This is a genomic window from Vibrio sp. 10N, assembly GCF_036245475.1.
In the GTDB taxonomy this organism is placed as follows: Bacteria; Pseudomonadota; Gammaproteobacteria; order Enterobacterales; family Vibrionaceae; genus Vibrio.
In genome coordinates this window covers 3,215,944-3,237,763 of the sequence record NZ_BTPM01000001.1, presented here as the reverse complement: position 1 = coordinate 3,237,763, position 21,820 = coordinate 3,215,944, and the positions used below count along the sequence as shown (strand labels likewise).

The following is a 21,820-nucleotide window of genomic DNA, read 5'->3' as shown; positions in this document are numbered from 1 at the left end:
CACCGAGTGGAATAAGTTATTCGATCTCGGTTCAAAAATAAAGATGCTGTTGTGTGATTAATGTTCAATCGAATTTACTGTGTAACCAAGAATTGAGTGGGGTGAAAAGAAGTCCTTTGTAACACTCTGTATTGTGGCCTTTTTTTTCGTTTTTATAGAACGGCGACTTTTCTGTGATTGATGTCACGATTTCAGTTTTTTTTTCGCAATATGTGACCTCGCTTATCAGTCGTTTCGCTTCTCTTTCTAGCCAGTTCTTGGTTAGGGTGATTACCTTAAGGTCAAAAAATGCAGCCAGCCACAAGACGCCAGAGCTCTGGTATTGGTATGTTTCGGAGTCATAATTGAGCACTATGGTTTCACTGGTTTGAAATAGCGTCATCAACTCTTGGTGGTCAAGAAACCTATTCACTAATGTGAGGTTACTGTAGGTATCGTTAAGCTGTTTAAGCTGACTATCGATATTGGCTAGCAAGCTCGACTGGTTAGTGAGAGTGTATTGTACGATAAACTGTTGCTCAGGACAGTTTGGCACTACACTACGAATTAAGTCAGGTAGTAGCGTAAACCCTTTATCGGGCTTCGCGTCGCCCGTAAACAGTAACACTTGATTCTTATCGTGCTGCTTGAGTTGCCGTTGTAGTTTGATCTCTTGTCCTAATAGTAAGCACGGCTGTATATCAATAGAGCGTTTTAACAAGCGCTGATAGTAGTCTTGTATTTCGAAGTCTGCCGCTAATAGCTGTACTGAGCTCAAAGATGAAAGTCGCTTCAATGCTAGCTCGTGATGCATCTTACGTGTAATGACTTCAGGCTCAAGTTTAGGCAACCGACTAAAGGGGTGGTACATTAGGCCTACCATTACATGATATTGCCTTAATTTCGAAGTGGGCAGTGTTTGGTGTACCTTTGACAAGGCTAGGTATAACGCTTGTGCGTGCTGCCAACCAAGAGTGTGGCACCATATTACCGTAGAGCTAGCATCCTTATTTTCGAGAGCTTTTAATATTGCTTGGTAGTATTCACTGGCTAAATTGAGCGTATAGTGCGTAAGTTGCTGCCGGGTCGGGGACTGATAAAAGTACTGATAGTACTCAGTAATAAAGTGTGCGTTAATTTCGACCCCTTGTTGCCGTTTTGGCTCTACGAATGAGGTCGAAATCTCCTTGTGACAATAAACACTTATCCGTGGGTTGTTAAACGCATCGAGAGAAACGTCGAGTGCATTTACAATCGCCTCGATGCTTGCCGGGTGGTGCCCGCTCAGCTCTTTTAACCCAGGGTCGAGTATAACAAGTTGCTTCATTTTATTGGCTGACGACTAAGTACACTAGGATAACAATTGCAACGTTGTTCGTAAGTGACTACTGTCGTTAGAAACGCAAGCCTCTAAAGGTGTCCAACTCGCTTGCTGTTGATACTTCAAGTAGTAATGCTCGAGTTCTTCTTGCAATTGATGGATCTGAAGCAAGGCCAGTTCGTTTTCAGCTTGTAGTTCGGTCGTGATTGTCGTTTGTTGTGCGAGTTTGTTGTTGAGTAGTTCTACTTTGGATTGTTCTTCAGACAGTTTATCCATAAGGTGCTGTTTATTTAGATCAAGCATGTTTTCTTTGCTATCCATTGACTTTTGAAGCTGGTCTATTTCGCTCTGTAGCTTAAGTACCTGCTTTGCTGCAATCTCGTTGTGTGAAGCTAATTCTTGACTTTTAGTTTGCTCGGATTCTAGTGATTGCTCAGACTGTTTTGCCGCCAAGTACGTTTGCTCTAGCTCTTCTTGAAGCTGGTGAATTTGAAGCATCGCTAATTCGTTTTCTGACGCGAGATCCAGATTTGTCGTGACTAACTGAGCATTTGTATTGTCGGATTCAATGGTGACGTTAGCGAGTTCATCTTTTAATTCTTGCTCAGTTCGGGTCGCTGATAGGTGCGCTTGCTCAAGCTCTTCTTGTAGTTGGTGAATTTGCAGCAACGCTAACTCGTTTTCTGAGGCGAGTTCCAGGTTTGTCGTGACTAACTGAGCATTTTTTTTGTCAGATTCAATGGTGACGTTAGCGAGTTCATCGTTTAATGCTTGCTCAGTTCGGGTTGCTGATAGATGCGCTTGCTCAAGCTCTTCTTGTAGCTGGTGAATTTGCAGCAACGCTAGTTCGTTTTCTGAGGCGAGCTCAAGGTTTTTCGTGACTAATTGAGCATTTGTTTTGTCGGATTCAATGGTGGTGTTAGCGAGTTCATCTTTTAATGCTTGCTCAGCTCGGGTAGCTGATAGATGCGCTTGCTCAAGCTCTTCTTGTAGCTGGTGAATTTGCAGCAACGCTAGTTCGTTTTCTGAGGCGAGCTCAAGGTTTTTCGTGACTAATTGAGCATTTGTTTTGTCGGATTCAATGGTGGTGTTAGCGAGTTCATCTTTTAATGCTTGCTCAGTTTGGGTCGCTGATAGATGCGCTTGCTCAAGCTCTTCTTGTAGTTGGTGAATTTGCAGAAACGCTAGTTCATTTTCTGATCTTAGCTCGAGGTTGGCAGTTTCAAGCTGAGTTGTTTTCTCTTTGAACTGAGAGGTTATTTTGGCTAAATTGGCTTGCTCTGTCTCATGAGCTAGTTTTGCTTCTCGCTCGTGTTCACTGATTTTCTTTTGATAAGTGGCTAACCTGTGGGCAATGCTTGGGTTAAAGTCCTCTCCGAGTAATTCGGCAGCACTTTCGAGCTGCTCAAACAGTGTTTGACTTTTTGGTTCTGCTTGTAATAAAGCTAGCGCTCCCATTTGTGATGCTAATTCGCTGATGGAAACTTTAAGTGATGGTAACTGTGGTAAAGACAATGCGACGTCATACTGGTCGCTCAATAGAGCGCAGAGCGCAGTTAGGTTTTGAAAAGTGCGATATTCTTCGACTAGTATGGTGGTCTCTAAGCGCTCCATCGCCCAGCTTAGGCGCTGTTCATGCCTCTGATACCAGTCTTGCTGAGAGGTGTCATGGCTTACTGCCAACTCAGGAGCGCTGTAAAAGCAGATATATAGACAGCCCTCTCGTCGTTCTAGCTCTTCTAACTCACCTGTGTAGATAACGGTGTTCCACCCACTCGATGCGCGAGAATCGGAAGTTTCATTGATGATACCTTGGTGTGCGATGTGCTTCTGCGATTGCAAAAAAGAATCCAGTGCATCTAGGTGACTTTTGTTTTCAATACCATAAAAAATGACTTGCTTCATGCTCTTCTCTCGATGCGGCTAGGCGCCACAGTAAATGACTGTAGCGCCTAGCCATTGGTTCTAGTGTGTTTTATCCGTTTATTTTTTGCACTTGCTCGAGAGCTTGGGCAACATAGTTCGAAGCGATACTGTCCTCAGCAGCTTCCGCGTAGCAGCGTAACTCTGGTGCATTGCCAGATGGTCGAAGGTGAATAATATCGCCGTTATTGAACACCATTCGCAGACCATCGGTGGTGTTTAATGCCTCGAGGTGAAGGTTATCAAACCCTAGATTTTCGATAAGTCGCTGAGGTTGTTGCGTGCCTTGCGTAAGAATCGTTCGGCTTCTGTCAGTCGCAAAGTTCTGGATGCGGTCACTAGCGGTAAAACGTTTTGGTAATGCGTCAACCAGAGCTTTAATTCCGGACAGCTCTGCAGCGACTAAAACAGCAATAAATGGCAATACTGCATCACGCGTAGGTAGTGCCTTGAGTGATTGGTTGTTGATCTCAATATCGCTACCTAAAAGGAAACCGCCATTGGCTTCAAATCCAGCTATACGTTGATATTTTGATGCAAGGTTTGCGAACTCGGCAATCACGTAAGGTGAGCCAATTCTGGTTCGTTCTGTATGTGAAAAGAACCGGCTGAGTTCTACAGCTGTGTTGCAGCTCACTGGGATGGCAAGAGCCTCAACATTGAGTGCGCGGGAGCACAACAGTCCGAGAATGTCTCCGCGTAGCCAGTTCCCCTCCTCGTCAGCAACGAGAGGTCTATCGCCGTCTCCATCGGTAGAGAATATAGCGTCAAAGCCATAGTCCTTCGACCACGTTTTTGCTTTTTGCTGGTCTTCCTTGCTTACTGCCTCAGTATCTATAGGGACGAACGTATCGGTTCGCTCTAGGCTGACGACTTCTGCACCAAGTGCTGTGAATATGCCAGGGTAAAGGTCACGCCCTGCACTCGAGTGCTCGTAAATACCGATTCGTTTTCCCTTCAATGCGTCACGGCTATATATTGAGGTGTAGCGTTGGATGTAGTGTTCAGCAGCCGTATTATCAGCAATCAGTTCTGAGAGAGTTGAAGGCAGAGTAAAGTCTACAGATGCATTGAGGATAGCTTGCTCATCTTGTTTTTCAATCTCGCCATCCGGTCGATAAAATTTAAGACCATTGCGATCAAAGGGGATATGGCTTCCAGTGACCATAATTGATGGAATATTTTGTTGCATCGCGGTATATGCAAGCGCTGGCGTTGGTATAACCCCGTAGTAGACGATAGCTATATTGGCCTGCTTAGCTGCTGCAGCACAAGCTTGTGCCATGGCAACACTGCTTGGGCGATTATCTATGGCAATAGCCAACGTATCAAACGCGAAGCTTTGCTGCATCACTGAGATAAAAGCACGGGTAAATGCGGCACATACTTCAGGCGTAAAGTCAGTGACTAAACCACGTGCGCCGCTCGTGCCAAAGGCGACATTGCTTTGGCTCAGACTGGTTGAGGAATTGAAAGTCATGTATTGGGTTTCCAATGAATTACAAAATTAAAAGCGGTTCGAAGAGTAATTGTGCGTATTAGATTCTGACCAACTAATATTTATCCTTTTCAAATCCGTATATGTCTTCAAGTCGTTCGATGTCATCTTGACCTATATAGCTACCCGTTTGAACCTCGATCATCACTAAGGGGATATGGCCTGGGTTCGCAATAGAGTGCTCAGCACCAACCGGAATGTAGGTCGATTGATTTTCGGTCACTATTGATTCTTGACCATTACAGGTTACCTTCGCGGTACCGGATACAACAACCCAATGCTCGGCTCTGTGGTAATGTTTTTGTAGTGATAGTCGGCTGTTGGGTTTAATGGTCACTTGCTTCGACTGGTAGCGGTACCCTTTTTGTAGCAAGTCTATTTTTCCCCATGGGCGATAGATGGTTTTGTGCTCGGTGGCTTCGCTGCGCTGCTCCGCATTGAGTTGATCAACGATTGTTTTTATGTCTTGAACGCGAGATTGATCGGCGACCACAACTGCGTCACTTGTTTCCACGATGACTAAGTTTTCTACACCAATAGCCGCAACCATTTTGTCTCTTGCATCGATAAGAGAACCCGAGACATCAATTGTTTTTACATCACCACGGATGCTGTTGTTTGCATCATCTTTAGGTGAGGCCTCCCAAATGGATGACCAAGAGCCGACATCACTCCAGCCCGCATCAAGCTTGACCATAGCGGCTAAAGTCGTCTGTTCCATGATGGCATAATCAATCGAGTCGTCTGGACTAGTAAGAAATGCATCGTTGTCTAGTCGGGTAAAGTCAATTTCTTTAATTGAACCTTCAATCGCGCGCTGACAAGCGACAAATATATCTGGATTGTGTTTTTCTAGTTCGGAGAGGTAGACGCTTGCCTTTACAAGGAACATACCACTGTTCCAGAAGTATTGCCCTGAAGAGAGGTACTCTTTTGCGGTCTCGAGATCTGGCTTTTCTACAAATTCTCTGACATGAAAGCAATCGGAGTCATTAATAGGGTTGCCGGAGTTGATATAACCGTAGCCGGTTTCTGGCTTATCTGGGACGATACCAAAAGTAACGATGTGGCCTTGCTTGGCGCAAATCAGCGCTTTTGACACTGCGGTCTGAAAGGCATCCACATTGCGAATGACATGGTCAGCGGCGAGAACTAATAAATACGGGTCTTGCTGTTTTTTGACGGCATCAAAGGCAGCAAGGGCAATCGCCGGGGCGGTGTTACGCCCTTGAGGTTCAAGTATGATTTCACCACCTAGCTTGTCGATTTCGGCAAGTTGCTCTGCGACGATGAAGCGATGTCCCTCGTTACAAATTACCGTCGGCTGCTGGCAATCCAGTCCTTCTAGGCGAAGAATGGTCTCTTGCAGCATGGTATGCTCACCTACCAAAGGAAGGAACTGTTTTGGGTGCGCTTTTCGAGATAATGGCCACAAGCGAGAGCCATTGCCACCTGACATTATTACGGGCAAGATCATTGTTTTTACTCTTGTGTGATTTTTAATTCTTTATCTGGTTTTAAGCCGAACCAGAGTTGCGTCTAAGTTGTAAACTAAAACACTTTGTTTTCTAGAAGGTTTAGTAAGTATGTACCATAGCCTGACTTAACCAGAGGAGTGGCAATATCACGAAGTTGTGCATCATTGATATAGCCTTTTCGGTAGGCAATTTCTTCGGGGCAACATATTTTTAAACCCTGGCGCTTTTCTATTGCTCTAATGAAAACAGCAGCGTCTAGCAGGTCATCAAGGGTTCCTGTGTCAAGCCAAGCCGTGCCGCGCCCCATAATCTCCACTTTTAAGTTTTGTTGGCTCAGGTATTGGTCGATGACGTCGGTAATTTCAAGCTCACCGCGTGCAGAGGGTTTTACGCTTTTGGCATACTCAACCACGTTATTATCAAAAAAGTAAAGTCCCGGTACTGCGTAGTTTGACTTAGGTTGCTTCGGCTTCTCTTCAATAGATATGGCAGTACCGTTGTGATCAAATTCCACTACACCATAGGAAGTCGGATTGGCAACGTGGTAACCAAACACGGTTGCGCCTTGTTTTTGGCCATTGGCATTAATTAGTGACTTAGCAAGGTCGTGACCGTAGAAAAGATTGTCACCTAATACGAGAGCCGCTGGCGCGCCATCTAAAAACTCTTCTGCGAGGATGAAAGCTTGGGCTAAGCCGTCTGGGGTGGGTTGTTCCTTATACTCAAAACGAATACCCCAATCAGAGCCGTCGCCAAGTAAATTTTGAAAGCGCGGTAACTCTTCTGGCGTAGAGATGATGAGGATCTCTTTGATACCCGCTAACATTAAGCTTGAAATCGGATAATAGATCATAGGCTTGTCATATACTGACATTAGCTGCTTACTCACGCCTTTCGTCAAAGGGTAAAGACGAGTGCCTGAGCCTCCAGCAAGTACAATGCCTTTGCGAGGTGTGTTGGAGTTTTCCATGATTAAGCTCTTTGTAAACGTTGTTTTTGTATAAAATGTTAGCTGTTAGCTGTTAGCTGTTAGCTGTTAGCTGTTAGCTGTTAGCTGTTAGCTGTTAGCTGTTAGCTGTTAGCTGTTAGCTGTTAGCCTCTCGCTTCTCGCCCCTAGCTTTCAGCTCATCCATCATCGCTGATAGTTGTTTGCGCCAGTGTTGAGTTTGTACTCCGCTGTGTGCTTCTGTGCTCGATTTATCGATTACGCTGAAACTTGGGCGTTTTGCAGGCAGAGGATAAGCGCTAGCAGGGATAGGGCGCACGGGGATGGACTTATCTAGCATACCTTTTTCTAAAGCTAGCTCTTGAATAGCGGTTGCAAAGTCGTACCAAGATGCCACGCCAGCATCTGTCCAGTGTAAGATTGTGCTGTCAGCTGCAGGCTTAAAGCTGTCAGCTTTCGCTGTTAGTGCCCATATAAGTTGTGCTAAACCTTTGGCCCAAGTTGGTGTACCCACTTGGTCGTAAATAACACCTAGTTCAGACTTCTCCGCCATTAGGCGGAGCATGGTTTTGACAAAGTTATTGCCGTGCGTAGAGTATACCCATGCGGTGCGAATAATGCTGGCGTTTCCACCAAGAATGTCGGCAATTTTCATGTCACCCATTAATTTGGATGCGCCATAAACGTTAATTGGGCTTGGGGTGGCATCCACAGAGTAAGGCGTGGTTTGCTTGCCATCAAACACAAAGTCGGTAGAAACATGGATCAGTTTTGCGTTGATCTCTTTACAAGCTAATGCTAGGTTTTCGCTGCCTTTTTCGTTGACGGCATAGGCAATGCTGCTGTCGCTTTCAGCATTGTCTACCGCGGTGTAGGCGGCGGCGTTAATAACGATGTCTGGTGATTCCTGCACCAGAACCTCGTATACACGAGCGGTGTTAGTGATGTCTAGCTGTTGAGCGTCGAATGCAACCCAATCAATATGACTTGGTGCTGTCTGCTCCAGTTCCCAAGCCAGTTGGCCACCTTGACCCGTAATTAAAACTCTCATAAATGTCCTTGAATGGTATTTCGGTTAGCTTTTTTGCTAATCTCGTTTTCCTACTTTGTTTTTAAGGCCGTGCCAAGTCCCTTGCAGCATTGCAGTCATGTGTTGGCGTTTGTTGCTAGTAAACAGAGAGTACACGATAAATCTGGGCACCAATTTTAATAGCTCTGTGCGCTTCCAAACCCGCGGCACATAGGAGCGCTTCAACATATGAATGAGGTTGCGAAAATAGTAGTAGTGACGAGTTGCAGAATGGTTCACCATGTTCACGCCAAATACGGATACAGGTTGTATTCCTAAACTGTGTGTTAGTTTGGCTGCGGGAATAACACGAATTTGATAGCCCTTTGCATTGGCTCTCAGTCCCCAGTCGATATCGACAAAATCAATAAACAGCGATTCGTCATGAGCACCTATGTCGTGATAATGAGACAAGCATAGGTAACTGCCCGATGTAATCGTATAGCTGGCCCACTCCATATGTTGCGGCGCTCTCAGCCGAGAAAGCTGCGATCCTTGTATTTGAATTATGCGCCCACTACGTTGCAAGTTAGTGTCATAGTAAACAGGAGCGATAGCCGCTACTGGTTTTGCGAACTGTTTCTTACATCGCGTTAGGTGGTCGCGAGCGGCTCGCATATGTCGAAAAAACTCGCCATCCGGCCTCGAATCCTGATCAAATAAAAAGCACCAATCTGCACCGTGATTGAGGGCGTAATCAATACCATCGTTAAGTGCTTTGGCAATACCTAAGTTATCATTGTTGGCAATATAGTGCTTGAACTGTGCTAAATGCTGTTGTATGTCCAATTCTTTGGTGTTGCATGGTGTGTTGTCGACAACAACAAGTTGACCATTGCTTTGCTGGTATTGTTTTTGTAGCCAAAGTGCATGCTTGATAGCATCTTCGTCGGGGAAGTAGAAAACAATCACTGCCCAATCACATACTTGGTTTAATCTAGCGTGCTTCATTGAGGCAAGTGCCTTTTTAGTCCTTTTACCGATAGCAAACGTTTTGAACTTAATGAGTAGATAAACACACTTTTCACATGCCAAAAGAACGCTCGTGAAAGAAAGCGTTGGCTACTTCTCCTGCGATGGTGAGAGGCGTTGACATTACTCAGAAAGGTCACGGGAATGCCTTGTTTACTTGCTCTTCTGCAAATGTCGATGTCTTCACAGTACAGGAAAAACCGTTCGTTCATTCCATCTAATTGTTGGTACACCAGTGAAGTAAATGCCAAAAATGCCCCGCTAGCCCAGTAGCGCTCAGGTAGTTGACTTGGTTTACTTTTATCTATGACGCTACTTCGATCGTTGAATAAATAGTTTTTTGTGAACGTCAGTATTGATGGGTATCTACGTAGATTGTCATCATAGATTGTGTGTTCGTGATCCAAAAATAAGTTGGGAGCCGCAATTAATGGTTTGCTTTTTTCTAACGAGATGATGAGTTGTTGTAAAGCAAGAGTGTTGATGTGTACGTCGCAATTTAGAAGAACGAAATAGTCATCGTCGCGCATCCCCAGCTTTTTAGCTTCCCAAAAATTAAGATTGTTATTGGTAGCAAATCCTGCCCTTGTTTGATTTGGGAAGTAAAGAATACCGCTGCACTCACAGTGTTTTTTGAGTGCTTGGCTATTCTGATTGTCGCGGCAAAGAACCGTAATGTCAGGGTGGTTAGCCAATCGTTTTAGCGTTTGAAACTTACGAATTAATCGTTCGTGACCATGCGAGACCGCAGAGATATATAAATGCATTCTGTTCCTTAGATGTTATCTCAATTGTCACATGGGGTTTTATTCTTGATGTTGCAGTAGCACAGCGTCCAGTCAAGCTTTAAAAGGCTGGTGCTTCTGTAAATTTGAGGCCTGTCTCGTCTTTGGCTGATAGGCTGGGTGGCAGGTTGTCAACCAGTGGCCACTTAATGTCCAGTGAAGGGTCATCCCATTTAATAGATACTTCAGCATTCGGATTGTAAAAATCCGTGCATTTGTAAACGAACTCGGCTTCTTCTGAAGTGACGTAAAACCCATGGGCAAATCCTTCTGGTACCCAAAGCTGTTTTTTGTTTTGTTCAGAAAGGTAGACGCCCACCCATTGACCAAATGTTGGTGAGTCTTTTCGCATGTCAACGGCTACATCGAACACTTCACCTTTTACGACTCGAACCAACTTACCTTGAGTGTTTTCGGTTTGGTAGTGTAAACCGCGTAAAATACCTTGGCTGGATTTACTGTGGTTTTCTTGCACAAAATCACGCTCTGCACATTGTTCGTTAAACGTAGTGGTTCGGAAGGTTTCCATAAAAAAGCCACGCTCGTCACCAAAGACTTGTGGTTCAATGATTTTAACGTCTGGAATGGCAGTATCGATAATCTTCATGTTTGTCTCTTTTGTTATATATTGTTGTGAAGTGATTCGTTACTTAAGCGCTTTGCTATTTAAGTTCGTAAATGGTAAGTAGGATGATGCGACCGATTGCAAATACCATACTTGCTAGAATGGCAAACAGAGTGACGTTATAAAACACTTCTGGATACTGATTGTCTTCTGGCGTTGTTGCTGACTCCACCGTGACGAGGTATTTAAGCTGACGATATGCCTCAATGCGTGATTTCTCAAGTGAGATCTGTGAGGCAGTGTAGGCTTGCAGCGCTAGCTCCATTTTTACTCTTAAGTCTGTAAACGTGGCCAAAATTTGGCTCACCGAGAAGCTTTTGCCTTCTGATGTCGCGAGTTTGGTACGTTCAGAGAGCAGCTGCTGCTCTAAAGCGGCAATTTCATTTTGCAACATCTGTACTTGAGGAGCTTGTGCGCTCATGATTTGACTAAGCCCAGTGAGTTCGGCATTTTTTGTGGCAATTTGTCCTTCCAGGCCATATGCAATTTGCTGGATAGCCGCGCCCTCTGCGGTAGGGTCGATCAGGTTGTACTTTTGTTGAAATCCAAGTAAAGCGGTTTGAGCATCACTGAGCTTCTGCGCAACAATCTCGTGCTCACCTTGAATAAAGGTTAACTGCTCCTGTGCCAGTTGATGACCAATGGAGTTAATGTACCACTCTGCTCGATTGACTATGGTTTGTGTCAGCCTTTGAGCGTACTCAGGGCTAAAGGCTTGCCCAAAGATAGTAATCACGCCCGACGCAACGTTGACTTCGACTTTGACGCGCTTTTTGTAGTACTCAATTAAGGTTTCTCGGCTATCGTTGTCGTGCACGCGACTAAAATAGTCGATGCTCGTGTCCGCAAAGTGATCGCGCATACCAAGCTCACGATTGAGGTATTCGATCATGTCATTGGAATAAATGTACGCTTTAACAAGCTCAGAGTCTGTTCCTTGGGAGCCACTCACGCCCAACCCGCTCAGAAGCGCCATTGAGGCATCCATGGTTGCCATACCATCGGGTTGCTGAACGGTTACTTGAGCTTGACTCTCGAAGCGCTCGGAGGCCCAAAATAGTTGATATGCAGCAAATAGTAGCGTTGGAATAAGCACCAAAGCAATAAAAGGGCGTCTTGATACCCAGTCAACCAAAGGGCTAAAAGGGGCGTACCAGTTTGGCGCCTCCTCTGGTGCATTCGCTTTGGAAGGTAATGCTTGCGTTGTCTCTGTATCGTCTTGAGAAGAGGTGGCGTTTTCAAGGGAGTTAGGTGTTAATTGGTCAGTTTGTGTTGCTTGTTGCGAACTGGATTGGGCTACCTTTGGCTGCGTTGGCTTATTTTGTTGCTGCGTTTTCAGATTTTTGACTCGAAGTCGAATGCGGTTGGCGAGCTGTGGGTCGCTACTATCGAGTTGCTTGGCTTCGTTCATTAAGAATTCTATATCATTAAATTCTACGGGCTTTACACTGAGCCTAAACTCGTTAAATCGTTGTTCAATCATAGGTACTTTTCAATCTTAACTGCTCTAGAGTGGCTACTTATCGGCTAATGGCTTGTTTCCAACCTACGTGATAGCAAGCTAGTGAAAAGAACACCAATACTATAGTGACTGTGTCTAGGTAAAAGTCGCTCACGCCTTCGGTTCCATAGCCAGAGTAAGCGGCATAGCGCGCTAACTCCACCGCATGGAGAAGAGGGTTCCAGTCTAAGTAGTGCCAATACTCTCTGGGGATGTCTTGCAAGCTAAAGAATATGCCGGATATAAAGAAAAGCGGTCGCATAGCAAGGGTTTGTAACTTACTTACCTCTGGGACATAGCTTGACGCAAGCGCTGTTATCAAACCAATGCTTGTTGCTAGCAGCCAAACACGCACGACAATGAAAATGACTTCAATAGGATCGTCAATGTTATGTTCCATTTTCAACAAAAGGCATAGCATGGCTATGGTCAGAATGACAAACACCTTCACCAAAAACTCAAAACCAGCGATGGCCAGCACAGAGCTAATAGGTTGAACTTGTCGAAAAGCATATAAGGGCTTGTTTTTTTTGATGGAGTTGGACACCACCTCAACGGTTCCGAGAAAGAACTGTATTAAGATCATGCCGTAAACCATGAAGAAAAACGTTGGAACACCATGTGTATTACCACCGTCCATTTTTCCTCTCATAAAAGAGAGGAGAAAGATAAAACTGACGGGTGAAATAATGCTCCAAGCAATCCCTAGCTTGTCATTGAACTTGCTTTTTATTTCCCTGAGGAATATCGCAAATATTACATCTTTCCAGACCGCTAGCGTCGAACGCTTTTTTACCTGAGCCATGCCTAATTTATTCCTAACTAAACACGGTGCTAACGTCTCAATGCGACATTAGCTGATACGGCAATTTGATAAACGATCTGAGTAATATCTTTAACCGCTTGCATGGTCTTAGTATCTACTTTTGGTAGTACGAGGATTTGGTCGCCTTTGCGGATCTCTTTGTCATTTCCAAACTCGACCAGCCCGTTGGCGCGAACAATGGCAATGCGTTGATCTTCGGCTCGTTCAGTAAACCCGCCTGCCCAAGCCACATAATCATCAATGGTCGCATTCTTATTAAACACCACAGCTTGTGGCATTAACACCTCACCACCGATAGAGATCAGGTCGGTTTTGTATGGAATGACGATTTGGTCGCCTTCTTCGAGCATGATGTTAGCGATGTTGCCATTTTCGGACACAATCACTTTACCAAGTGGTTCCACTTTTCGCGCTTTTTCTGAGAATTGCAGCACCATTTCAGCTTCTTTGGCTCGAATAGCAGCTTCACCATCGGAAGACGCTGGCGCAGTAAAGACACTTCGCTCTAGTCGGTCGAGAGAGTCATTGAGTGTTTGTTTTTGGCGTGCGGCAACACTTTTTCTTTGGATGTAAATAGAGCCGTAATCAGCCAGTTCTGGATTGATTGGGATATAATGCAGCAAGTCGTGGAGCTTAGCGGTTTTTTTGACGGCAAAGTAAGAAGGGCCTAAATAGCTACCCATGACTTGAATATCCATCACCTGTGCATGTAAGTCATCGTTATAGAAGACTTTGTCGCCATCCTGTACTTCAAATTCAAGGAAGTCTTTGTAGGTAAGGTAGCGTGAGAATGGGCCACTTTCTCTGTTGCCAACCACCCCAACGTGAGAGATTTTTGCCAGTGGTCGTGCATACTCAGAGAGTTGGGAGCCTAGTGCTTTGTTGCCGTCTAGCTCGAAACGGAATGGGTTTCTTGCACCACCGGCTACAACCACAGCAGATTTTTGTGGTGAGACTAAAATAGTATCGCCATCTTTAAAGCTCACCTTTGGAAGCTTGCCACTGCGAATAAAATCATAGAGATCAACTTCAGCAATCACTGAGTTGTTACGACGCACCTGAATGTTACGATAACTGCCGCGTTCCGAGTCAATACCGCCAGCACGTTTTAAAAAGTAGAGCAAAGAATCGGAAGCCATGCCAGCATATTGGCCAGGACGTATTACCGGTCCACTTAAGTAGATGCTCACGGGCGTTGAGGTCAGTAGATTAACGTAAACACTGACATTCCGAGTGTAGATGGTTTTGATTTTGGAACTTACGAGAGCGTTGACTTCGCTTGCTCTGACATCTTTTACTTTAATTGGGCCAACGTTCGGAATAAAGATATTACCTTGGTTGTCCACGGTGGTGACATCGGAATAATTCACAGCGCCCCAAAGCCAGATGTTGATTTTGTCACCAGCGGCGATCAGGTAGTTGTCATTGAGACCGTCACTTCGCTCGGTTTCGTAACCGCCGGCAAATAGGTTCGCGCCATAAGGAGGAGGTAGTGCTTCTCCGGATGACGGCAATAGCTCTTTAACGTCTACTTCTCCCGGAAGCAGCGTACCATTGCGCCCGGTTGTATTGTAACTGCCCATTTCGAGTGCTTTGGTTGGAGAGAGCCCGGCTTGAAGCTGTGAAGAAATAGCGACTTGTGATGAGGTGCTAGTGGCAGGAAGTGAAGAAGCACCGGTTGGTACTGCTGTTGTACTTGTGTTGTTGCCCATTAATTCTGGTGGAATGGTAACCGCAGATACTGAGGTACAAACAACACTTAGCAGTAAGGTGCCTAGCCGAGAAGATAATTGCAATACTGACATTATTGGATCTTAATTATTGTGGATGATTCAACGATATCGTCGGTTAAAAACCACGCTTTCTCTGTTTTCGTTGAATTCGAATCGGTAGTGACTATTTTTGCGCAAGCAATGCGTGTGCGGTTTTCATTCAGTTCTGTGGTCATTTGTAGCTCGCGACATTCTTGCCCCAAACCTGAGGTATATGGCGAACCGACTTTAATGAGCATGCCGCTGGCGTTCACTTGGGTCGTGCTTGGATGATCCAGTGACGCCCAGTATTTGCGCGGAATCGCTTCTTGGTACTGAATGTTTTCGGTTTCAACCAAGGCGACTTTTGCTTCTACTTCTCTCGGTGTATGGCTGCAACCAGAGACCGCCATCACCAAAAAGGCGGCGGGAATGAGATACTTGTTCATTGTTTTAAACATCAATTTTGGGTGCTTAGCTGCAGGTTATGGGTATGCTACCGCCCTACGGTTGGTTGCGTTATCCATAACACGCTTTAAATAGAGGAGGCAGCGTACGGTAGGCTTGGAGTCAGGGATGAATCCATGTTGTACCTGTCCTTGTGATACATAGCTTAGGTTAGTGAGGAACTACTCTAATAGTGCTAAATGTTACCGTAACCGATAAGTTGAAGCAATGTCACTATGTGCATTTTTGAATACTACTGTGCATTTTTGAACACTGCTGGGCTTTTCGTTGAAACTCTGTTTCCATTTGAGGTACGTTAGGGAACATCAAAACCAACAACTGAAGTTAAGGTGACTCATGGCTCATTACGATGTATTCAATGGGGATGCAGATGGAATTATCGCATTGCTACAACTTAGGTTTTCTCACCCTAAAAAGGATGCGAAGCTCATTACTGGCGTTAAGCGCGATATTGCTTTGTTAGAGAAAGTATCATTTGAAGCGGGTGATAGCGTGACGGTGCTGGATATCTCTATGGAAAAGAACCAGCGAGGGTTGCTTCAAGCCATAGAAAAAGGGGCTGAAGTGTTTTATGTTGACCACCATAGAGCGGGTGAAATACCGCAATCAAATAACTTGGAAGCTCATATCGATTTGGATGCGGAGACATGTACGTCATTGATTGTGGATAAGTTATTGGGCGGCAAATACCACGATTGGGCTATTGCTGCTGCTTACGGCGATAATTTAACGGCGACGGCAGAGAGCCTTGCTTTACAAGCAGGTTACGGTGTTGAGCAGCGCGCATACCTAAAAGAGCTTGGAGTGCTGATTAACTATAATGGCTATGGCTCTTCTGTTAGTGATTTGCACTTTGACCCAGCAGAATTGTACCAATCTCTATCCATCTACCCATCTCCTTTTGATGTTCAAAAAGACAAAGCATCCCCTTACTATGCACTTAGAAGTGCTTATGAAGCTGACTTTAGTGAGGTGAGATCCTTAGACCCCGTCTATTCCTCGGATTATCTGACGGTGTTTGAATTACCTGATACAAAAGCATCTCGCAGAGTCAGCGGTGTGTTTGGCAACTGGCTAGCCAATGAAGCGCCACATCAAGCGCATGCGGTTCTGACAAGAAATAGAGATAATAGCTATACCGTTTCCCTTCGAGCGCCACTTGACAATAAGCAAGGGGCAGGGGATATTTGTGCGCAGTTTAGTACTGGAGGAGGCCGAGCGGCCGCAGCGGGCATTAATGCCCTGCAAGAAAGCCAGTTGCAAGAATTTATTAATAAAGTTGAACACTTTTATAAAGCGTGTTCGAGCTCATAATATAAATCAAGGAACGTTATGAAAATTCTGGTTACAGGTGGCGCAGGCTTTATCGGTAGTGCCGTCGTTCGTCATATTTTAGGTAATACAACAGACAGTGTGGTTAATGTCGATTGTTTGACTTACGCGGGTAATTTAGAGTCATTGCCGGGTGCTGTTGGCAATGAACACTACGCCTTTGAGCAAGTCGATATTTGTGACTTTGCTGAGCTGCAACGTGTGTTTGAGCAGCACAAACCGGATGCGGTAATGCACCTAGCGGCTGAATCACACGTCGACCGTTCTATTGATGGCCCATCTGCGTTTATTCAGACCAACCTTGTAGGTACCTTCAATATGTTGGAAGTATCACGACAGTATTGGAACACCTTAGAAGATAGTAAAAAGTCGGCGTTTCGATTCCACCATATCTCCACAGATGAAGTATATGGCGATCTAGAAGGCACCGATGACTTGTTCACTGAAGAAACCTCTTACGAGCCAAGCAGCCCGTACTCAGCGAGTAAAGCAGGTTCTGATCACCTCGTTCGCGCTTGGGGGCGTACCTATGGATTCCCTGTATTGGTGACCAACTGTTCCAACAACTACGGCCCTTACCATTTCCCAGAAAAGCTTATACCGCTCATGATTCTTAATGCGCTAGAAGGTAAGCCACTGCCGGTTTATGGTGATGGTATGCAAATTCGTGATTGGTTGTTTGTCGAAGATCATGCCCGCGCCCTTTATAAGGTAGTGACGGAAGGTAAGCTTGGCGAAACCTATAACATTGGCGGCCACAACGAAAAGGCAAACATCGAAGTCGTTAAAACTATTTGTGCATTGCTTGAAGAGTTAGTACCGAACAAGCCTGAAGGTGTAGATGAATACCAAAGCTTGATTACTTATGTAAAAGATCGTCCCGGTCACGATGTCCGTTATGCTATCGATGCGTCAAAGATTGAACGTGAACTTGGTTGGAAACCAGAAGAAACGTTTGAATCGGGTATCCGAAAAACGGTTGAATGGTATCTGAATAATAAAGAGTGGTGGACTCGCGTTCTTGATGGTTCTTACACAAGAGAGCGCTTGGGTAACAACTAATTAGCTCAAATGACTCTATGCCAGCGAGGCGGCGCTCAATGTAGCGCTGCCTTTCATCACTTTCTTTGAGAGTGTTTTCACTTTTATGTCATAGCGTGCAACACTTCCCGCCTATTTGCCTTCTCGGTCGCAAATAGTAAATCGCATCGAGTTTCTCTCCCGGCTGTTTTTTATCCTCCACCGACTCAATGAGCAATAGGAGGCAGCATGCTGTATATTACCAACCGAATTCCCATCCAATCTGCGCGTTCAAGACAGAATCGCAACATCTCACTCAACACTCAAAATGCCGATGTCTCGAAATGGCTCGATTTCTGCGAGCGGCGTAAAGAAGCCGATTATGTCGAGATCCTCTCCAGCGCTTTTTTTGCAAGAGTTAAGGCGCTCTCTATACAAACACAGTCAACAAGGAGCGAGAATGCCAATGTCTAAAAAAGCGGTATCACTAACCAATGAGGTAAGCGTGATACATCATGGTGGCAAGGCATCTGTGACGGGCTCGTGCCATGAGCTGAGTGTGAAGGGGAACTCGTTACTCATTGATTGTGGTCTGTTTCAAGGGAGCGATGTCAAACAGGGCTCGCTAGATATTGAGTTTACAATCTCTCATATTCGTGCGTTAGTGCTTACTCATGCCCACATTGACCACATAGGCCGACTTCCTTGGCTGGTGGCGGCTGGCTTTCGAGAGCCGATATATTGCACGCAGGCAACGGCGCATTTAGTCCCGCTGATGCTAGAAGATGGGCTCAAGTTTCAAGCGGGTCTGACCCAGTCTCAACGAACGCATATTGTGCAGTGGATTGCTCGTAAGCTTCGACCAGTGAAATACAACGAGTGGGTTCCTATCAAAAGTGCCCAGCAAGGCTACTTTACTCATATTCGGTTTCAGCCTGCCGGTCATATACTGGGTAGTGCTTATGTCGAAATTATGCTTCCTAACAAAGAAGTGGTGGTGTTTTCTGGGGATCTCGGACCAAGCCACACTCCATTGCTGCCCGATCCTAAACCACCTAAACGAGCTGACTATCTGTTTTTGGAATCCACCTATGGGGATAAGCATCATGAAAACGTTGAGACCCGCTCCAAGCGACTGCTTGAGGTCATTCAACGTAGCCTGAGTGACGGGGGCGTCATTTTAATTCCTGCATTTAGCGTTGGGCGGACCCAAGAGCTGCTGTTTGATATAGAAAGCTTGCTGTCGCAACATCAGCTAAGTGAGCGCTTACCTATTATTGTGGATTCACCACTCGCGGCAAAGGTGACCAATGCCTATCGGCGTTACCGTAAGCTTTGGAATAGAGAGGCAAAAGCAAAGGTCTTGCGTGGGCAGCGCCCGCTCAGCTTTGATCAATGTATTGTGGTGGAATCTCACCGAGAGCACACAAGGCTAGTTAATCGCCTCGCGACCAGCGGTGAACCTGCGATAGTGATTGCGGCTTCTGGTATGTGCCAGGGTGGACGCATTGTGGACTACCTAAAAGCGCTCCTGCCTGATGAAAGAACCGATGTGGTGTTTTGTGGTTATCAGGCTGGTGGCACGTTAGGGCGTGAGATTCAGAGCGGATGCGCCTCAGTAACAATCGAGGGGCGGCAAGTTGATGTCAGTGCCAAGATACACTCGATGTCCGGGTATTCTGCGCATGCCGACCAGCAAGATCTTCTCAAGTTTGTGGCAGGGTGTCAGGATACTTTGAAACAAGTGCACCTTATTCATGGAGAGGCGTCTTCACAATGCACTTTGACGCGAAAATGCAATGAATTGAAGAATGCTAAACTGGTTATAGAGTGAAAGTGGTACTTCGGTACCAGAGATGAATAAGTGAAAGAGTCGCACGACCTTGTTAACTCAGGTACAATTCTGCGTTACCTACGCTTGCTACTCTCTGGCATTTAGTTTTTAGATGCTCGATGTGGAAGTTGGGATGTGAATTAGTAATCTGCTTTTGAGGGCGTGACTCAAGGGCGGTAGCGTGTTTGAAACCATTTCATATCATTTAACGTAACTTGCGTTTACTTAGAAAGGTTATCAACGGCTTTTACGCTTAAATTGGTGAGCCGCTAGCTAACGTGATCACCTATCAATACAGGTCAACAACAATGCTAAATAACAAATCAGTATTAATCACTGGCGGCACTGGGTCGTTCGGTAAGCAATTCATCAAGACAATCTTGGAGCGATATGCGGACGTGAAGAAGATTATTATCTTCTCGCGTGATGAACTAAAGCAGTTTGAACTGAAGCAACAGTATCCTCACCATGACTACCCACAACTGCGCTTTTTTATTGGTGATGTTCGCGATCAGAATCGTATGATCCAGGCTTGTGAAGGCGTTGATGTCATTATTCACGCAGCGGCGATTAAACAAGTAGACACCGCAGAGTATAACCCTACGGAGTGCATTCGTACTAACGTAGACGGTGCAGAGAATGTGATTCAAGCGGCTCTGCAATGTGGTGTTAAAGACGTAGTAGCACTTTCAACCGATAAGGCTTGTGCTCCAATCAATCTTTACGGTGCGACGAAACTAGCATCAGATAAGTTGTTTACCGCAGCGAATAATATTAAAGGTTCGAAGGACATTCGTTTCAGTGTAGTTCGTTATGGAAACGTTATGGGCTCGCGTGGTTCGGTTATCCCATTCTTTATGAAGAAGAAAGAAGAAGGCGTGCTGCCAATTACTCATGAAGAGATGACACGCTTTAACATTTCTTTGCAAGATGGCGTCAACATGGTGATGTATGCGCTTGAACATCACCTTGGTGGTGAGATTTTTGTACCTAAAATTCCATCTTACAAGATTTTGGACATCGCAAAGGCGATTGCTCCAGAGTGTAAAACAAAGGTGGTGGGCATCCGACCTGGAGAGAAGCTTCACGAAGAAATGATCACTGATACAGATTCTCTTAACACGATTGACTTGGGCAAGTACTACGCTATTTTGCCGTCGGTTTCGTTTACCTATACGGAAGCTGAGTATCTAGATCATCACAAAGCAGAAAAAGTACCGTTTGGTTTCAAGTATAATTCGGGCACTAACACTGAATGGGAAACCGTTGAAGGTTTGCGAGAGTTAATCAAAGAACATATTGATCCTCAATTTACAGTGTGAGAAAGAACGTGATTCCTTACGGCAAACAAGATATCGATCAACAAGATATAGATTCAGTGCTTGAGGTTCTTAAGTCAGACTTTCTAACACAGGGACCAAAAGTGCCTGAGTTTGAAAAAGCGTTGACGGAGCATACAGGTGCGAAATATGCGTTAGCAATGAACAGTGCAACGTCTGCTCTGCATGTGGCCTGCTTAGCTTTAGGGCTAGGTGAAGGTGACTGGTTGTGGACATCGCCAGTAACGTTCGTCGCCTCTGCCAACTGCGGTTTGTATTGCGGTGCCAAGGTGGACTTTGTTGATATTGATCCTGCCACTTACAATATGTGTCCGAAAAAGCTGGAACAGAAACTCATCGCAGCGAAAGCAAATGGCACCTTGCCTAAGGTAGTTGTTCCAGTTCACCTTTGTGGTCAGCCTTGTGATATGCAGGCGATATCTGCACTGGCTAAAGAGTATGGCTTTAAGGTGATTGAAGATGCTTCCCATGCAATTGGTGGGCGATATCATGATGAGCCGATTGGAAATTGCGCGTACTCTGACATTACCGTGTTTAGTTTTCACCCAGTTAAAATCGTGACGACCGCCGAAGGCGGTGCTGCGGTGACAAACAACAAAGCTCTCGCAGACAAAATGGCGCTGCTTCGCAGTCATGGTATTACTCGCGATAGTGAGCAAATGGTTGGTGAAAGTCATGGTGGTTGGTATTACCAACAGATTGACCTTGGGTTTAATTATCGTATGACCGAGCTGCAAGCTGCGCTGGGTGTTACGCAAATGAAGCGACTCAATGAGTTTGTTGCTGCCCGACATCGTTTAGCAGAACGATATTATGAGAAATTGGCTCACTTGCCGGTAACGCTCCCTTATCAACTTGAGAATACTTATTCAGGTCTGCATTTATACGTAATCAGGTTAAAGCTTGACGATATTAGATTGTCGCATCGCGAAGTGTTTGATGCACTCCGTGACAATGGGATTGGCGTGAACTTGCACTATATTCCTGTACATACTCAGCCTTACTATCAAGCGAAAGGTCATCGCACTGGTGACTATCCTGACTCTGAACAGTACTATCAAGAAGCCATCTCTCTCCCTATGTTCCATGCAATGACTCAACAACAACAAGATGAGGTTGTTGAGGTGTTGTCGAAAATTTTGGTGGGGTAAT

General features: G+C 45.3%; 19 protein-coding genes. 6 read left to right on the top strand and 13 right to left on the bottom strand.

The annotated features are described in order from the left end of the window. Nucleotides 1-64: 64 nt before the first annotated feature. From AAA946_RS15035 to AAA946_RS14975, 13 genes are all read right to left on the bottom strand, one after another. Complete coding sequence (locus AAA946_RS15035) at nt 65-1,306, bottom strand: hypothetical protein (RefSeq protein WP_338165539.1); 1,242 nt, start codon at nt 1,304-1,306, stop codon at nt 65-67. A 24-nt stretch (nt 1,307-1,330) separates the two neighbouring features. Further along, nucleotides 1,331-3,205: a hypothetical protein gene (locus AAA946_RS15030; protein WP_338165538.1), complete on the bottom strand. Its 1,875-nt coding sequence runs from the start codon at nt 3,203-3,205 to the stop codon at nt 1,331-1,333. Between the two features lie 70 nt (nt 3,206-3,275). Further along, a complete protein-coding gene (locus AAA946_RS15025) occupies nt 3,276-4,703 on the bottom strand; it encodes a phosphomannomutase (RefSeq protein ID WP_338165537.1) in 1,428 nt (475 codons plus the stop codon). Between the two features lie 73 nt (nt 4,704-4,776). Then, nucleotides 4,777-6,198: a mannose-1-phosphate guanylyltransferase/mannose-6-phosphate isomerase gene (locus tag AAA946_RS15020; RefSeq protein ID WP_338165536.1), complete on the bottom strand. Its 1,422-nt coding sequence runs from the start codon at nt 6,196-6,198 to the stop codon at nt 4,777-4,779. A gap of 74 nt (nt 6,199-6,272) precedes the next feature. After that, the gene (gene rfbA / locus AAA946_RS15015) at nt 6,273-7,169 is read right to left on the bottom strand and encodes a glucose-1-phosphate thymidylyltransferase RfbA (protein ID WP_338165535.1); all 897 of its coding nucleotides are present in this window, start codon (nt 7,167-7,169) and stop codon (nt 6,273-6,275) included. Between the two features lie 115 nt (nt 7,170-7,284). Further along, a complete protein-coding gene (gene rfbD, locus AAA946_RS15010) occupies nt 7,285-8,196 on the bottom strand; it encodes a dTDP-4-dehydrorhamnose reductase (protein WP_338165534.1) in 912 nt (303 codons plus the stop codon). 36 nt (nt 8,197-8,232) lie between these two features. Next, nucleotides 8,233-9,165: a glycosyltransferase family 2 protein gene (locus AAA946_RS15005; RefSeq protein ID WP_338165533.1), complete on the bottom strand. Its 933-nt coding sequence runs from the start codon at nt 9,163-9,165 to the stop codon at nt 8,233-8,235. Beyond that, nucleotides 9,162-9,953 carry a glycosyltransferase family 2 protein gene (locus tag AAA946_RS15000; RefSeq protein WP_112478434.1) on the bottom strand — a complete coding sequence of 264 codons (792 nt, stop codon included), beginning with the start codon at nt 9,951-9,953 and terminating at the stop codon, nt 9,162-9,164. The genes AAA946_RS15005 and AAA946_RS15000 overlap by 4 nt, the downstream gene beginning before the upstream one ends. A gap of 79 nt (nt 9,954-10,032) precedes the next feature. Further along, nucleotides 10,033-10,578 carry a dTDP-4-dehydrorhamnose 3,5-epimerase gene (gene rfbC, locus AAA946_RS14995; RefSeq protein WP_338165532.1) on the bottom strand — a complete coding sequence of 182 codons (546 nt, stop codon included), beginning with the start codon at nt 10,576-10,578 and terminating at the stop codon, nt 10,033-10,035. A gap of 55 nt (nt 10,579-10,633) precedes the next feature. Then, on the bottom strand, nt 10,634-12,079 hold the full coding sequence (locus AAA946_RS14990; RefSeq protein WP_338165531.1) for a lipopolysaccharide biosynthesis protein: 1,446 nt from the start codon (nt 12,077-12,079) through the stop codon (nt 10,634-10,636). A 37-nt stretch (nt 12,080-12,116) separates the two neighbouring features. Beyond that, nucleotides 12,117-12,902: an ABC transporter permease gene (locus tag AAA946_RS14985; protein ID WP_338165530.1), complete on the bottom strand. Its 786-nt coding sequence runs from the start codon at nt 12,900-12,902 to the stop codon at nt 12,117-12,119. Between the two features lie 29 nt (nt 12,903-12,931). Further along, complete coding sequence (locus AAA946_RS14980) at nt 12,932-14,728, bottom strand: polysaccharide biosynthesis/export family protein (protein ID WP_338165529.1); 1,797 nt, start codon at nt 14,726-14,728, stop codon at nt 12,932-12,934. Further along, nucleotides 14,728-15,123 carry a hypothetical protein gene (locus tag AAA946_RS14975; protein ID WP_338165528.1) on the bottom strand — a complete coding sequence of 132 codons (396 nt, stop codon included), beginning with the start codon at nt 15,121-15,123 and terminating at the stop codon, nt 14,728-14,730. The genes AAA946_RS14980 and AAA946_RS14975 overlap by 1 nt, the downstream gene beginning before the upstream one ends. Before the next feature lie 355 nt (nt 15,124-15,478). On the opposite strand from AAA946_RS14975, the gene AAA946_RS14970 reads away from it, so the two are divergent. The 6 genes from AAA946_RS14970 to pseC all read left to right on the top strand — a co-directional run bounded on the left by AAA946_RS14970 (nt 15,479) and on the right by pseC (nt 21,819). Next, nucleotides 15,479-16,456, top strand: coding sequence for a DHHA1 domain-containing protein (locus AAA946_RS14970; RefSeq protein WP_338165527.1), 978 nt, complete (start codon nt 15,479-15,481; stop codon nt 16,454-16,456). 18 nt (nt 16,457-16,474) lie between these two features. Next, entirely contained in the window at nt 16,475-17,536 is a 1,062-nt protein-coding gene (rfbB, locus tag AAA946_RS14965) for a dTDP-glucose 4,6-dehydratase (protein WP_338165526.1), read from the top strand. A gap of 207 nt (nt 17,537-17,743) precedes the next feature. Further along, the gene (locus AAA946_RS14960; protein ID WP_338165525.1) at nt 17,744-17,968 is read left to right on the top strand and encodes a hypothetical protein; all 225 of its coding nucleotides are present in this window, start codon (nt 17,744-17,746) and stop codon (nt 17,966-17,968) included. After that, nucleotides 17,955-19,328 carry an MBL fold metallo-hydrolase gene (locus tag AAA946_RS14955; protein WP_338165524.1) on the top strand — a complete coding sequence of 458 codons (1,374 nt, stop codon included), beginning with the start codon at nt 17,955-17,957 and terminating at the stop codon, nt 19,326-19,328. The genes AAA946_RS14960 and AAA946_RS14955 overlap by 14 nt, the downstream gene beginning before the upstream one ends. Before the next feature lie 308 nt (nt 19,329-19,636). Then, the gene (gene pseB, locus AAA946_RS14950) at nt 19,637-20,650 is read left to right on the top strand and encodes a UDP-N-acetylglucosamine 4,6-dehydratase (inverting) (RefSeq protein WP_338165523.1); all 1,014 of its coding nucleotides are present in this window, start codon (nt 19,637-19,639) and stop codon (nt 20,648-20,650) included. Continuing rightward, on the top strand, nt 20,647-21,819 hold the full coding sequence (pseC, locus tag AAA946_RS14945) for a UDP-4-amino-4,6-dideoxy-N-acetyl-beta-L-altrosamine transaminase (protein ID WP_338165522.1): 1,173 nt from the start codon (nt 20,647-20,649) through the stop codon (nt 21,817-21,819). The genes pseB and pseC overlap by 4 nt, the downstream gene beginning before the upstream one ends. Nucleotide 21,820: the final 1 nt, after the last annotated feature.